12 protein-coding genes are annotated in these 13,865 nt (G+C 72.1%); 5 read left to right on the top strand and 7 right to left on the bottom strand.

Annotated features, from left to right (window positions below):
• Nucleotides 1-55 precede the first annotated feature (55 nt).
• Together GVN67_RS04665 and GVN67_RS04670 are read right to left on the bottom strand one after the other, a co-directional pair.
• Nucleotides 56-1,144: an MFS transporter gene (locus tag GVN67_RS04665; protein ID WP_159993303.1), complete on the bottom strand. Its 1,089-nt coding sequence runs from the start codon at nt 1,142-1,144 to the stop codon at nt 56-58.
• On the bottom strand, nt 1,144-3,162 hold the full coding sequence (locus tag GVN67_RS04670) for a TonB-dependent receptor (protein ID WP_159993305.1): 2,019 nt from the start codon (nt 3,160-3,162) through the stop codon (nt 1,144-1,146). Before GVN67_RS04670 ends, GVN67_RS04665 begins: the two co-directional genes overlap by 1 nt.
• A gap of 165 nt (nt 3,163-3,327) precedes the next feature.
• Between GVN67_RS04670 and GVN67_RS04675 the strand changes: the two genes are divergently transcribed.
• Nucleotides 3,328-4,335 (top strand): AraC family transcriptional regulator, encoded by a 1,008-nt coding sequence (locus tag GVN67_RS04675; protein ID WP_159993307.1) that lies wholly within the window; start codon nt 3,328-3,330, stop codon nt 4,333-4,335.
• Between the two features lie 9 nt (nt 4,336-4,344).
• Here the strand turns inward: GVN67_RS04675 and GVN67_RS04680 are convergent, their stop codons facing one another.
• A complete protein-coding gene (locus GVN67_RS04680; protein WP_159993309.1) occupies nt 4,345-5,085 on the bottom strand; it encodes an SDR family NAD(P)-dependent oxidoreductase in 741 nt (246 codons plus the stop codon).
• A 149-nt stretch (nt 5,086-5,234) separates the two neighbouring features.
• Here GVN67_RS04680 and GVN67_RS04685 point away from each other — a divergent pair, with 149 nt between their 5' ends.
• Both GVN67_RS04685 and GVN67_RS04690 read left to right on the top strand, forming a co-directional pair.
• The gene (locus GVN67_RS04685; RefSeq protein WP_159993311.1) at nt 5,235-5,588 is read left to right on the top strand and encodes a hypothetical protein; all 354 of its coding nucleotides are present in this window, start codon (nt 5,235-5,237) and stop codon (nt 5,586-5,588) included.
• A gap of 79 nt (nt 5,589-5,667) precedes the next feature.
• Nucleotides 5,668-6,639, top strand: coding sequence for a 2-hydroxyacid dehydrogenase (locus GVN67_RS04690; protein ID WP_159993313.1), 972 nt, complete (start codon nt 5,668-5,670; stop codon nt 6,637-6,639).
• A gap of 10 nt (nt 6,640-6,649) precedes the next feature.
• Here GVN67_RS04690 and GVN67_RS04695 read toward each other — a convergent pair whose 3' ends face one another.
• Entirely contained in the window at nt 6,650-7,018 is a 369-nt protein-coding gene (locus tag GVN67_RS04695; protein ID WP_159993315.1) for a response regulator, read from the bottom strand.
• Nucleotides 7,019-7,048: 30 nt separating this feature from the next.
• Complete coding sequence (locus GVN67_RS04700; protein WP_159993317.1) at nt 7,049-8,491, bottom strand: ATPase domain-containing protein; 1,443 nt, start codon at nt 8,489-8,491, stop codon at nt 7,049-7,051.
• A 253-nt stretch (nt 8,492-8,744) separates the two neighbouring features.
• Here GVN67_RS04700 and GVN67_RS04705 point away from each other — a divergent pair, with 253 nt between their 5' ends.
• Nucleotides 8,745-10,973, top strand: coding sequence for a M48 family metallopeptidase (locus GVN67_RS04705; protein WP_159993319.1), 2,229 nt, complete (start codon nt 8,745-8,747; stop codon nt 10,971-10,973).
• Here the strand turns inward: GVN67_RS04705 and GVN67_RS04710 are convergent.
• Nucleotides 10,960-11,514, bottom strand: a complete 555-nt coding sequence (locus GVN67_RS04710; RefSeq protein WP_159993321.1) for a TetR/AcrR family transcriptional regulator — start codon at nt 11,512-11,514, stop codon at nt 10,960-10,962. The two genes, GVN67_RS04705 and GVN67_RS04710, sit on opposite strands and share 14 nt — an antisense overlap.
• A gap of 108 nt (nt 11,515-11,622) precedes the next feature.
• Between GVN67_RS04710 and GVN67_RS04715 the strand changes: the two genes are divergently transcribed.
• Nucleotides 11,623-12,276 (top strand): glutathione S-transferase, encoded by a 654-nt coding sequence (locus GVN67_RS04715; RefSeq protein ID WP_159993323.1) that lies wholly within the window; start codon nt 11,623-11,625, stop codon nt 12,274-12,276.
• Between the two features lie 57 nt (nt 12,277-12,333).
• Here GVN67_RS04715 and GVN67_RS04720 read toward each other — a convergent pair whose 3' ends face one another.
• Nucleotides 12,334-13,668 (bottom strand): dicarboxylate/amino acid:cation symporter, encoded by a 1,335-nt coding sequence (locus GVN67_RS04720; RefSeq protein ID WP_159993325.1) that lies wholly within the window; start codon nt 13,666-13,668, stop codon nt 12,334-12,336.
• Between the last annotated feature and the right edge of the window lie 197 nt (nt 13,669-13,865).

Here is a 13,865-nt window from a genome sequence, read left to right on the forward strand (position 1 = left end):
ATACGGCGACCACCGAGTTTTACACCTATTAAGTCGTCGGCGGCGTCAGATGTGTCTAAGAGACAGCCGCCATCCCCGCCACCACCGCCAGCCCCGCATCAGCACATTGCAACAGAGAGAAGTCGATGCCGGGCTGGGGGCCGGCGGCCCAGCCCATCATGGCGGCGTAGAGGGCGACGAAGGCGAAGCCGGCGGCCAGGCCCAGCAGCAGCGCCAGCCCGACCAGCACGGCGGCGGGGGCCGCGAAGAACGCCGCCGCGCCCAGCGCCAGGAAGATGGCGGCCTGGGCCACCAGCGCCGGGCGCAGCAGCGCCTCGCTGCCGCCGGCGCGGGCGGCCAAGGCTCCGGCGGCCAGGGTGCCGGCGAGGCCGACCGTGGTGCCGCCCAGCCCGTTCAGCCAGCCAATGCCGCCCAGCCCCAGCCCGGCATCGACCAGCAGCGCCGGCAGCAGCGCCATGGCCATGCGCAGCCCGGTCTGGGTCATTGCCACGCGGCGCAGCCCGTCCCGCAGCAGCGGCCGCGCCCAGGCCTGGCGCAGCGAGGGCCGGGCCGGGGGCGCCACCCCCGGCGGCTCGCGCAGCAGGGCCAGCGGGATGGCGGCCACCGCCAGGGCCGCGGCCAGGGCCAGGATGGCGGCGCTCCAGCCCCAATGGCGCAGCAGGACCAGCGCCAGCCCGCCGCCGAGCGCCATGCCCAGATAGGCGCCGCCGACCTGCAGCGTGTTGCCCCAGCCGCGGACGCGGGGCGGCAGCTGTTCCACAGCGAAGCCGTCGCAGGCGATGTCCAGCGTGGCGGCGACCAGCATGGCCGCCGCGATCAGGCCGAAGCTGAACCAGGGGTCGCCGTCGCCTGCCGCGAGGACGATCAGCAGCAGCACGGCGATCCCCTGCCCCGCCAGGATGATCGGCTTCGAATGCCGCCGCCCGTCGGCGCGGAGCCGCAGCCGCTCCACCGCCGGCGCCCAGAGAAACTTCAGCGCCTGCGGCAGGAACATCAGAGAAAAAAGCCCGATGACCTGCAGCCCCTGGCCCTGCTGGCGCAGCACGGCCGGCAGGGTCTGGAAGGCCAGGCCGCCGATCACCGACTGGCCCAGATAGAGCCCGCCGATGGCCGCCAGCACCGGCCCGAGCCGCGGCGCCGGCATCAGAAGCTGGCCGTGACGCGGAAGCCGACCTCGCGCCCGGCGCCCAGCTGATAGGCATTGCCCAGCGGCGTGCCGGTGGCGAAGCCATAGCTGGCGTAGCGCTTGTCGGTCAGGTTGGCGCCGTAGACATGCACGCCCCAGCCCGAGGGGTGGTTCCAGCTGATGCCGGCATCCAGCAGCGTGTAGGCGGCCTGGCCGACGCTGTTGCTCTCGTCGAACCAGGTGCGGCCGACATGGGTGACGCCGACATGCGGCACCAGCTCGCCGGTCTCGCGCGGCAGGGCAAACGTATAGGCCATCTCGCCTTGCGCGGTGACGGCGGGGGCATAGGCCGGGCGGCGGCCCTTGTTGTCCTGGCCCTGGCCGGTCGGGTCGCGGTAGCGGACGAATTCGGCGTGGTTCAGGCCAAGCCCCGCGCTCAGCCGCAGCGCCGGCGTGGCATAGGCGGTGAGGCGGGCGTCGAAGCCGTAGGATTCCACGTCGCCGACATTCTGCAGATACTGCACCGGCTGGGTGCCGACGAAGGTCTGGTAGCCATGGGTATAGGCGTAGTAGCCGCTGGCCGAGGCCTCCAGCCGGCCGTCCAGCAGGCGGGCGCGCATTCCCGCCTCCAGATTGTCGGTGCGGGCGCGGGCGAAGTCATAGGCGAAGTTGTAGGGCGTCACCGTGCGGGTGAAGCCGCCCGACTTGAAGCCGCTGCTGTAGAGGGCGAAGAGGCGCAGCGCCTCGGTCAGGCGATAACCGAGAGAAAGCTTCGGCGACAGCGCGCTGTCGTTGCGGCTGCCGCGCAGGGGGACGAAGCCATGCGCCTCGGCGGTGGTGTCGATGGTGTCGGCGCGCAGCCCGGCGGTCAGGTCCAGGCGGCTGGTGATGTGCCAGGTGGCCTCGCCATAGGCCGCGTAGGAGCGCAGCGTCTGGCGCGAGACCTGGCCCGGCATGCGCCGCTCGAATTCGACATCCTGGTAGTAGAGGCCGGTGACGAAGTCGACGGCGCGGCCCTGGCCGGGGGTGGTGGCCAGGCGCAGCTCCTGGCTGAAGGTCCGCTGCGTCTCGGGGGTGTAGTAGCCCTGGATGGTGCGGTCGAAGTCGCGGTCCTGCCAGCCGGTGATCCACGCGATGGTCATCCCGCCCAGGTCGTAGCTGGCATTCAGGCCGAGGCTGGTGGTGGCCAGGCGGTAGTGGGAGTCGAAGGGCAGGGCGACGCGGGAATTGGCCAGCGCATATTGCTCCTCGGTGGAGCGCTGGATGCCGCGGGCGGCGCTCAGCATGATGTCCCAGGGGCTGCCCTCGGGGGCGTAGCGCAGGCGGAGGCTCCCCGTGTAGTCGCGGCTGCCGCCGACATCGTCGCTGCCGCTCATCTGCTGGTAGCGGCCGAGCTCCTGGCGGGTCTGCAGCGCCAGGTCGGCGAAGAGCGCGCCGGGGACCAGCGGGGTGTTCAGCAGCACCCCCGCCTCGCGCCGGCGGTTGCTGATGCCGGCCATGGCCGAGGCGCGGAACAGGTCATCCGGCCGGCGGGTGACGATGTTCAGCACGCCGCCCACGGCGCCGGCGCCATAGAGCGTGCCCTGCGGCCCGTAGAGCGCCTCGACCCGCTCCAGCTGCATCGGCATCAGCTGGCCGGCGAGCGAAAAATCCTGCGGCAGCCCGTCGACCAGCACCAGGACGGAGGGCGAATAGAAATCGGACGACGTCTGGCCGCGCATGGTCAGGTTGGCATAGGCGCGGGCCGAGCGCGGCCGGATATGCAGGTCGGGAAACACCCGGTCGAGCTGGTCGATCGAGGCGATGCCGCGGGCGCGCAGAATTTCCGGCTCGGCGGTTTCCAGCGTGCCGTCCACGCTCATCGGGTCCTGCGGCCGCTTGGCGCCGGTGACGCTGACGGCGGGCAGCACGACGGCGCCGTCCGCGGTGGTCGGGGAGGGCGTCTGCGCAACCACCGCGGCGCTTTGCAAGGCCAGCAGGGCGAAGACCGGCAGAAACCCGCGGCGCAGCGCCTGGGCGAGGGGGGGATGGGGCATGGCGGCGGCTCTCCGGGTCGGCTGGAATGCCGGGCAGCCCTAGAGATCCGGGCCCTGCCCTGCCACCGGAAGCGGGGCGGGGAAGGCCGGGATCGGGACTGTTGCCGGCGCCCCGCCCCTTATGGCACGATAATGATAATCAGTCGCAATACCCGGAGCGCCATCATGCCGCCCGCCCCCATCCCCCTGGCCCTGGAGGAGCGCACGCTGCGCCATGCGCCGCGGCTCGACCCGCCCTGCTCGCTGCTGTCGGAGCTGCAGAGCCGCGCGCCGGCGCCCAACGCCTATCACGGGCAATGCCGGCGCCTGGGCATCCGGCCGGGCTTCGACCTGACGCTCTACGACTTCACCATGACGCATGGCTTCCCCGAGGGCGGCTTCATGGCCCCGGGCCTGACCGTCACCCTGCTGCTCAGCGGCAGCGGCCATGGCTACCTGGCGCAGCCGGGCAAGGCGATGTCCAATGTCTCCATCCCCTATCGCGGCGACAACCTGTATTTCTGCTATGGCGGCGTCGCGGTGCATGGGCGCAGCCGGCTGCCGCCCGACGCCGCCTTCCGCGCCGTCGAGCTGCGGCTGTCGCTCGACTTCCTCGACGGCATCGGCCTGCGCGACGCCTTCCGCACCGCCGGCGACGCGCATCCGCTGTGCCATGTCGCCGACGACCAGGTCTGGGTCGGCCTGCTGCGCACGCCGGAGCCGCTGGCCGATATCGCCACCCGCCTGCTGCGGCACGGGCTGGATGCCGAGGGCGACGACCTGCTGACCGAGAAGGGCGCGCTGGACATCCTGGTCGGCGCCATGGCGCTGATGCGCGACCCGCCGGCCGAGCGCGCCACCCCGCCACGCGAGCTCGCCCGGCTGGAGCTGGCCCGCCGCCTGGTGCTGGCAGCGCCCGAGGAGGCCTGGACGATCCGCGCCCTGTCGCGCCGCGCCGGGCTGAACGAGCGCAAGCTGAAGGAAGGTTTTCGCGCGCATCTGGGGACGACGGTGAATGCCTTCGTCCAGCAGGCGCGGCTGCAGAAGGCGCGCGCCCTGCTGGCCGAGCGGCGGCTCAGCGTCACCGAGGTGGCGCTGGCCGTGGGCTATGCCAATCCCAGCCATTTCGCGCTGATGTTCCGCCGCCGCTACGGCATGCCGCCCTCGGAGGCGGTGGGGCGGGCCATGCCGTGACCGGCGCGCTCAGGTCTCGGCGCCGCCATTGACCTGCAGCATCTGGCCGTTGACATAGGCGCCGCCGTCGCCGGCCAGCATCCGCACCACGGCGGCGACCTCGGCCGGGGTGCCCATGCGGCCGGAGGGCACCTTCGCGACATAGGCCTGGCGGGGCCCGGGGGCGGCCGGGTCCTCGTCATCGGCGGCGATCGGGCCGGGCGAGATGGCGTTCACCGTCACGCCCTGCCTGGCGAATTCCTTGGCCAGCGCCTTGGTCAGGCCCCAGGCGCCATGCTTGGCCACCGAGACCGCGGCGCGGCCGGCATAGCCATGGATGGCGTTCATCCCGGTGAAGTTGACGATGCGGCCCCAGCCGCGCTCGACCATGCCGGGCAGCACCGCCTGGGACAGCCAGACCGCCGCCTCCAGGTCCACCGCCATGACCCGCGCCCAATCGGCCGGGGTGATGTCGAGAAACTTCTGGGCCGGCCGCAGCGCGGCGTTGTTGACCAGCACGTCGACGCGGCCGAAGTGCTGCAGCGCCGCCGCGGCGAGTGCGGCGCAGGCCTCGGGGCTGCCGACATCGGCCATGGCGACCAGGGCGCGGGCGCCCCGCTGCCCGGCCTCGGCGGCCACGGCCTCGGCCGCGGCGCGGTCGCTCGAACCGTTGACCACCACGTCGAAGCCGTCCTCGGCCAGGCCCAGCACCACGGCCCGCCCGATATTCCGGCCCGCGCCGGTGACCAGCGCCACGCGTCTGCCCGTCATGCCGCATTCCCTCCGCTGTTGCCCCCGAGCCTGCACCCCGGGCGCGACGCCGGCAAGGCGTGGGCGCAACCGCAAGGGTGCGCCGCGCGTCTATCCCCCGTGACGCCGGCCCCCCTTGCCCGGCGCAGCCTGCCATGGAGGTCCTTCTGATGCGCGCCCTTGCCCTTGCTTTCTCTGCCTCGCTGCTGGCCGGCGCGGCCCTCGCCCAGGGCGCGCCGCGCCAGGACGGCAACACCCTCGGCCCCGTCACCACCCAGCCGGCCGCCCCCGGCCAGGGCAATGGCTCGGATGCCGGCGGCAGCAATCCCGGCGGCTACGGCCCGGCCGGCGGCCCGCGCGGCGACGGCAACCGGGTGGACAGCGAGTTCAGCGAATACCGCCTGGACGCCCAGGGCCGCGGGCCGCTGCTGCCGCCGGCCGGCAGCCTGGCCCCCGGCCAGCGCGCGCCCAGCCAGCCGCCGCAGACCATCCCGCCGCATCCCTGGCTGCCCGGGCGCGGCTGAGCCTCTTGCCGCGGCGTCGCGGGGCTGGCTAAGTCTGGCCCCGCCGCCCTGTCTGCCGGCGGCCTGGAGGGCGCCGCGCATGTCCGCTTCCCGCGCTGAGATCCTGGTCGCCATCGACCTGGCCCCCGCCACCCGGGCGCTGCTCGAGGCCGAATTCACCCTGCATCACGGGCTGACCCCCGAGGCCCGGCTGGCCATCGCCGCCGATCGGGGTGCGGCCATCGGCGGCATCCTGACCAATGGCACCACCGAGATTTCCGCCGCCCTGATCGCCGCGCTGCCGGGCTTGCGCATCATCCACGCCCAGGGCGTCGGCCATGAGGGCGTCGACCTGGCGGCGGCCACGGCGCGGCAGGTGCCGGTGACGCATGGGCGTGGGGCGAATGCCGATTGCGTCGCCGACCATGCCGCGGCGCTGGTGCTGGCGATGCTGCGCGACATCCCGGCGATGGATGCGCTGGTGCGCCAGGGCGGCTGGCGCAGCGGCGGCACCATGCGGCCGATGGCCAGCGGCAAGCGGCTGGGCATCCTGGGGATGGGCGATATCGGCGGGCGGATCGCGCGGCGCTTTGCCGGCTTCGCCATGCGCATCGCCTATCACAACCGGCAGCCGGTGCCGGGCAGCCCTTACGGCTACGCGCCCGATCCGGTGGCGCTGGCGGCGCGCTCGGACATCCTGGTGGTGGCGGTGCCGGGCGGCGCCGGCAGCCGGCACCTGGTCGATGCCGCCGTGCTGGCGGCGCTCGGGCCGGAGGGCTTCCTGGTCAATGTCGGGCGCGGCTCGGCCGTCGACACGCCGGCGCTCATCGAAGCGCTGGCCCAGAAAAGAATAGCAGGCGCGGCGCTGGATGTGATCGAGGGCGAGCCGGAGGTGCCGGCGGCGCTGCGCGCCCTGCCCAACCTGGTGCTGACGCCGCACATGGCCGGGCGCTCGGCCGAAAGCGTGCAGGCGGCGGCGGCGCTGATCCTGGCCAACCTCGCCGCGGGCCTGGCCGGCGCGCCGCTGCCGACGCTGGTGCCGGCGCAGCGCGGCCGCTTCGCCGAGGCCTGAGGCGCCGGCCTCAGGCGCCCGGCTGGCCGACCAGCTCCACCACCCGCGCCAGCACCGCGGCGACGCGGAACGGCTTGTCGAAGACGGCGGCGAAAAGATGCCCGTTCTGCCGGGCGATCTCCGCCTGGGCGCCGCTCAGCAGGATGATCGGCAGGGTGGCGCCTTCCGGCCGCTGGCGGATCGCCTGGGCCAGCTCCAGCCCGTTCATCACCGGCATCATGAAATCGGTGATCACCAGCACCGGCCGGTCGCGCTGGAACACGTCGAGCGCCTTGCGGCCATTGCTGGCGCGCACCACGGAGAAGCCCTCATCCTCCAGCGCGAAGGCCAGGACGTCGCCGATCAGGAACTCGTCATCGACCACCAGGATGGTTGTCATGCGTGCGATCCGCCCCGAACGCTGTCGCGCTCAGCCTCCTGGCTGGGGGGCGCTGGCGCCCAGATGGACCGTGCTGACATTCTCGAAATGCCGGTTCAGCCGCAGCCCGTGCGGCGTGATCACCAGCTCGCGCAGCGAGGCCTCGTAGGGCCAGTCGCGCACCTTCACCACCGACAGCACCCGGCGCAGCTCGGAGCGCACCTCGGCGAAGCGCAGCACCAGCAGGTTGTCGAACAGGCTGGACAGCTCCAGCGCCGGCGCCTGGGCGCTGGAATCGAAGAGATCGCGAATTTCCCAGGTCGTCATCGCCGTGACCCCCATCACCCGCAGCTCCTGCAGCAATGCGGTGAAGAACTCCACATGCCGCTGAGGGTTGGTGGAGGCCCGCGCCATGCCGCCCAGGCTGTCGATCAAAACCCGGCGGGCGCCGGTCTGCCGCACCTGGTCGAGCAGCCGGTAGCCCAAGGGATCGAGCAGCCGCTCGGTGGTCGGCTGCCACAGCATGTGCAGCGCGCGGCTGTCCATCAGCTCGGCCAGCGGCAGGCCCAGCGCCTGGCCCTTGCGGCGGATACGCGGCTCGGTCTCGTAGAAGCCGAAGATCAGCCCGGGCTCGGCGACCGTCGACGTCGCCATGAAATGCAGGCCGAGCGTGGTCTTGCCGCTGCCGGAGGGGCCGATCGCCATGGTGATCGAGCCGGGCTGCAGCCCGCCGCCGATCATCGCATCGAGGTCGCCGACGCCGCTGGAGACCGGCGCCGCCGCCGGGTCGGGCTCGGCCTGGCTCTGACCGACCATCGCCTCCAGCCGCGGATAGACGACGATGCCGCGGTCGGTGATCTCCATCTCGTGCAGGCCGGCGATGGCGCCGCTGCCACGGGTCTTGCGCAGATGCAGCTTGCGGCTGGCGCGGACGCCGTTCAGCTCCTCGCCGAGCTCGATGACGCCATCGACCATGGTGTGCTCGGGGCTCGAATCATCGAGCCGCGCGCTGGTCAGGAACAGCACGGTGCAGCCGGCGAAGGCGGCATGGCCCTGCAGCTCGGCGATGAACTTCTTGGTGTCCAGCGCGCTGCCGGCGCGGGACCGCGCGTTCAGCACCCCGTCGACGACCAGGACCGAGGCCTTCTGCCGGCCGATCTCGCGGCGCAGCAGCTTGACCACCTCGTCCAGCCCCTCGCTCTCCAGCGTGTCGAAGGCGCTGACATACTGGATCTCGGTGCCGATGCGCTGCTTGTCGAAGAAGCTCAGGGTCGAGAGGAACTGCAGCAGCCGCTCATGCGATTCCGACAGCAGCGTCGCGAACAGCACGCGCCCGCCCTGCGCCGCATGGTGGAAGGCGATCTGGCTGGCGAGGATGGTCTTGCCGGAACCCGGGCGTCCCTGGATCATGTAGGAGGCGCCGGCGACCAGCCCGCCCTTCAACAGCGTGTCCAGGCCCTCGATGCCGCTCTGCAGCCTGGGAAGATGTTCCAAGATAACGAAGCCTCAGGCCTGGGGGGTAGGAGCGCGAGCCGATCCGGCCGATCGCGCCGCCCTTCCTGCACCGAATGCGCCGCCGGGTCAAAGGGCGCATCACGGCTGCGGCATGGTCGCCGCCCTGGATCACCTTCCCGTGCTGCGCCCGCGGGCGGCCCGCGCCATCACGTCCGCTTGAAGCGGCTCTGACTGGACAAGGATGCGGGCCACCCCTCCTGATCCGGCTGATGGCGAGAAAGGGCGCGGCGCGATGACGGCACGGCAGGACAAGGGCGGCGCCGCGCGCGGCGGCTGGCGGCGCGGGGCGCGGCTGGTGGCGCTGACCGTGCTGCTGCCGCTGGCCTTCTCCGGCATCGGCCTGTGGCAGGCCGGGCGCGTCGCCACCACCGCGCGGGACGGCGCGGCGCTGGTCGCCGCCCTGGAACGCGCCGAGGCCGAGCTGCGCGCGCTGGCCGAGAAATCGCCGCAGACAAGGGTGCGCATCCAGGACCGGCTGCAGACCGCGCCGGTGGCCGCGGCCCTCGTCGCCGACCGGCTGGACGATGTCCGCCGCGTGCAGGCGGTGACGGATATCCGCGCGGCGCTGCCGTTCTGGACGCTGCTGGCCGGCGGGCTGGCGGCGGCGCTGGGGGCGGCCGGGCTGCTGGCGGCGATCGTCATCGGCCGGCTCGGCCGCGCCTCGCGCCAGGCGCTGCTGGCCGGCTTCGGCTTGGTGCGCCGCCTGCTGCCGGCGCAGATGGCGGCGCAGATCCTGCTGATCACCGCGGCCGCCCTGCTGGCGCTGGGCTTCGAGACCGCCGGGCTGTGGCATGCCGGCTCGCTGAGCCAGGGCGACATCAAGCTGATGGGGGTGGCGCTGTTCCTCGGCCTCGGCGCGCTGGTGGTGCTGGTCCAGGCGCTGCGGCAGCTGCGCGCCGCCTGGCGGCTGTTCACCCCCGACCCGCTGACCGTCTTCGGCCGCAGGCTGGACCCCGCCCAGGCGCCCGGCCTCTGGACGCGGATCGAGAAGCTGGCGGCGGCCGCCGGCGCCACGCCGCCCGACCACCTGGTGGTCGGCCTGACCGAGGGGTTTTTCGTCACGTCCAGCGACGTCGCGCTGCAGCCTGGCGAAGAGAAGCTGGAAGGCCGCACGCTGTACCTGCCGCTGCCGCAGATGGCGATGCTGGACGCGGCGGAAAGCGGCGCCATCATCGGCCATGAGCTCGGCCATTTCACCGGCGAGGACACGGAGTATTCGCGCCGCTTCGTCCCCATCCATGCCGGGGTGCTGCGCAGCCTGGAAGCGGTGGCCGCCAGCGAGGGTGGCAACGGGCTGAATTCGATCCTGACCCGCCCGGCGCTGCTGCTCGGCGCCTTCTTCCTGCAGCAGTTCGACCATGCGGTGCATCACTGGAGCCGCCTGCGCGAATTCGCCGCCGACGCGGTGGGCGCGCGCGTCACCTCGGCGCCGGCCGCCGCCAGCGCGCTGCTGCGCAGCAGCGCCATCGCGCCGCGCATCCACGAGGTGCTGGTCGCCGCCCGCGACGCCCCCGGCGCGCGCGGATCGCGCGACCTGCTGGCCGAGATGCTGGCCGCCGCCGCCGAGCGCGGCCTCGACGACCCGTCGCGCCACCTGGAGGACCGCCAGCCGCATCCGACCGACACGCATCCGCCGGACAGCCAGCGCCTGGCCTCGCTCGGCCAGGCGGTGACGCCGGCGCTGCTGGCCCGCGCCACCCGGCCCGTGGTCGCGGCCGAGGCCGGGCTGGAGCATGCCTTCGCCGATGCCCCCGGGCTGATGCGCCAGCTGTCGGACGAGCTGATCCAGCGCCTGCGCTCGCGCGACGCCGCCATGGCCGAGGCGCTGCAGGAAGCCGCCGGCGCGGTGCAGGCGGAAGCGCGCCTGTTCTACCCCAACACCCGCGCCCAGGGTTTTTTTCTCGGTGGCGTCGGCATCCTCTTCGCGCTGGGCGCGGTGTTCTGCGCGGCGCTGTGGCAGGGCATCGTCGGCAGCGGGCCGGTCGACCGCGCGGTGCCGGTGGCCGGCGTCGCCCTGGTGCTGCTGGCGGCGCTGATGGGGCTGGCCACCTGGATCCTGCTGCGCCGTGCCCGCCATCCCTTCCTGCGGCTGACGCCCGATGGCTTCGGCGTGCCGGAGGGGCCGGAAATCCCCTGGCTGCATGTCGCCGACCTGGCCTTCCAGGTGACCAATGGCCGGCTGCGCAGCAATTTCCTGATCCGCCCGCGCCTGCCGCTGCCGCTGAAGCTGGGCAAGGGCATGAAGCTCGGCAGCCATAACGGGCTGCGCGAGGTCGCCCTGCACAGCTACGCCGCCCAGGGGCTGACGCCGCAGGCCTTCGCCGACCTGGTGGTGACCTATTGGCGCGCCGCCCAGGCCCGGGCCGAGCTGTCGGAGCGCGCCGCCCGCGCCGCCGAGGCGGGGGAGGAAGAGGACGCCGACAGCACGGTCAACCTGGCCGCCGCCTTCAGGCCGGGATGAGCCCCGCCGCGCGGTAGCTCTCGACCACGGCGTCGAACAGCGCCGGATCGGCCCGGCCGCGCGCCAGCAATTGCGCGCCGGTGATGGCGGCGAAGATGGCCTGCGCCCGCGGCCCGGCGGGCGCCAGGCCGGCGGCGGCCAGCTGCGCTTCCAGCCAGGCGATGTTCATCGCGGCGAAGGCGCGCACCTCCTCCTGCACCGGCGCCGGCAGGTCATCCAGCTCGGCGGTCATGAAGCTGGCCAGGCACAGGCGGTTCTGACTTTCCAGCGCGAGGCGGAACAGCCCCGGATAGCGCCGCAGCCGCGTCGCCGGGTCCGGGCTTTCGGCGACGATCGCCGCCAGCGTCGCCCCGGTATCCTCGCGGTAGCGCCGGGCCACGGCGGCGCCGAGTTCCGCCTTGCTGGCGAAATGGTGGAAGATGCTGGGGGCCTTGATGCCGACCTCGGCCGCCAGCTCGCGGAAGCTCAGGCCCCCATAGCCATGCGCCTGCACCCGCAGCCGGGCCGCGGCCAGGATCGCTTCCCGGGAATTCTGACTCACGTCGCGGGCTCTCCGTCGCATCGCCACCCCCTCCATCGGGCTTGACCAGGGTTTTGGAAAGGCCTAGTCGTCTACCTACCGAACGTTAGGTAGGAGATTCGGGCGATGATGACCATTCACGATTGGCCCACCGGCCCTTATCCGGCGCGGGTGCGCATCGCGGTCGCCGAGCTGGGGCTGCGCGACCGCATGCGCTTCGAGACCGTCGATCTGTACAAGGGCGAGCACAAGCGGGAGGAATTCCGCGCTCAGAAGAACTATTCCGGCACGCTGCCGGTGCTGGAGCTGGCCGACGGCACCTGCATCGCCGAATGCACCGCCATCACCGAATACCTGGACCATCTGGGCGCCGCGCCGCGGCTGACCGGCGCCACCCCGCGCGAGCGCGGCGTGATCCACATGATGAGCAAGCGCGCCGAGCTGGAGGTGCTGGACGCCGTCAGCGTCTATTTCCACCACGCGACCCCCGGCCTCGGGCCGGATGTCGAGCTGTACCAGAACCCGGAATGGGGCCTGCGCCAGCGCGATAAGGCGCTGCGGGGGATGCGCTATTTCGACGGGGTGCTGCAGGCGCAGCCCTATGTCGCCGGTGACAGCTTCAGCATGGCCGACATCACCCTGGCCGGCGGGCTGATCTTCGCCGGGCTGGTGACGCTGGAGATCCCGGAGGGCTGCGATGCCCTGGCCGCCTGGTGGGACCGCATCCAGCAGCGGCCGAGCGTCGCCAACCGCGTCGCGATGTCGGAACCCGTCGCCGGCTGACAAAAAAAGGGCGGAGGCTCGCGCCCCCGCCCTTCCCGTCGCGGCAACCGCAAGAAATTATTCGGCCGGCTGCATCGCCAGGTCGGGGTCGCGCAGCGGGATCGGGTTGCCGGCCATGGCGGCATCCAGCCGGTCCTTGTCCAGCTCGCCTTCCCAGCGGGCGACGACCAGGGTGGCCACCGCATTGCCGACCAGGTTGGTCAGCGCCCGGCACTCGGACATGAAGCGGTCGATGCCCAGGATCAGCGCCATGCCGGCGACCGGCACGGAGGGCACCACGGACAGCGTGGCGGCCAGGGTGATGAAGCCCGCGCCGGTGATGCCGGCGGCACCCTTGGACGACAGCATCGCCACCAGCAGCAGCAGCACCTGGTCCCACAGCGACAGCTCGATGTTGCAGGCCTGGGCGATGAACAGCGCCGCCATCGTCATGTAGATGTTGGTGCCGTCCAGGTTGAAGCTGTAGCCGGTGGGCACCACCAGGCCGACGACCGACTTGCGGGCGCCGGCGCGCTCCATCTTCTCCATCAGCGTCGGCAGCGCCGCTTCCGAGGAGGAGGTGCCGAGCACCAGCAGCAGCTCCTCCTTGATGTAGCGGATCAGCGCCAGGATGCTGAAGCCATTGTAGCGGGCGACGGCGCCGAGCACGACCAGCACGAAGAGCAGCGAGGTCAGGTAGAAGGTGCCGATCAGCATCGCCAGGTTGGCGATCGAGCCGATGCCGTACTTGCCGATGGTGAAGGCCATGGCGCCGAAGGCGCCGATGGGGGCGGCCTTCATCAGGATGCCCACCAGCTTGAACATGCCCGCCGAGGCCGAGTGGAAGACCCGCATCAGCGGCTCCGCCTTGTCGCCGATGGCGGCCAGCGCCAGGCCCAGCAGCACCGAGAAGAACAGCACCTGCAGGATATCGCCCGAGGCGAAGGCGCTGACCGGCGAGGCCGGGATGATGTTCATCAGGAAGCCGGTGATGGTCGTCTCATGCGCGCGGGCCGCATAGCCGGACACCGCCGCGGCATCGAGCGTCGCCGGGTTGATGTTCAGCCCGGCGCCGGGGCGGATGACATTGCCGGTGATCAGGCCGATGATCAGCGCCAGCGTCGAGAAGACCAGGAAGTACAGCATCGCCTTGCCGGCGACCCGCCCGACCTTGCCCAGGTCGCGCACCCCGGCGATGCCGGTGACCACGGTCAGGAAGATGACCGGGGCGATGACCATCTTCACCAGTTTGATGAAGGCGTCGCCCAGCGGCTTCATGTCGGCGCCGAGCTGCGGGTAGAAATGCCCGAGCAGGATGCCGAGGGTGATGGCGAACAGCACCTGGACATAAAGGTGCTGGTAGAATTTCTGCGGCGCCGGCGGCCGGGCCGCGGCAAGGTCGAGGGCAGCCATGGAAATTCCTCCAGGTGCTTCGCCGCGGGCCTTCGAGGGACCGGGCGGATGGTTCAGGGTCGACGCCGCGGCGCCGTGTGACCCTTCCCCTATGGCAAGCCGGATGCCACAAGCCCGGCCGGCCCGGAGGATTTTTAAGTCTTTGGTCTTATACATGTTTGCGGTGCAGCATTTTGCCGGGACGGAACCGGTTTGTG

The organism is Roseomonas sp. 18066, assembly GCF_902706185.1.
Taxonomy (GTDB): Bacteria; Pseudomonadota; Alphaproteobacteria; order Acetobacterales; family Acetobacteraceae; genus Pseudoroseomonas.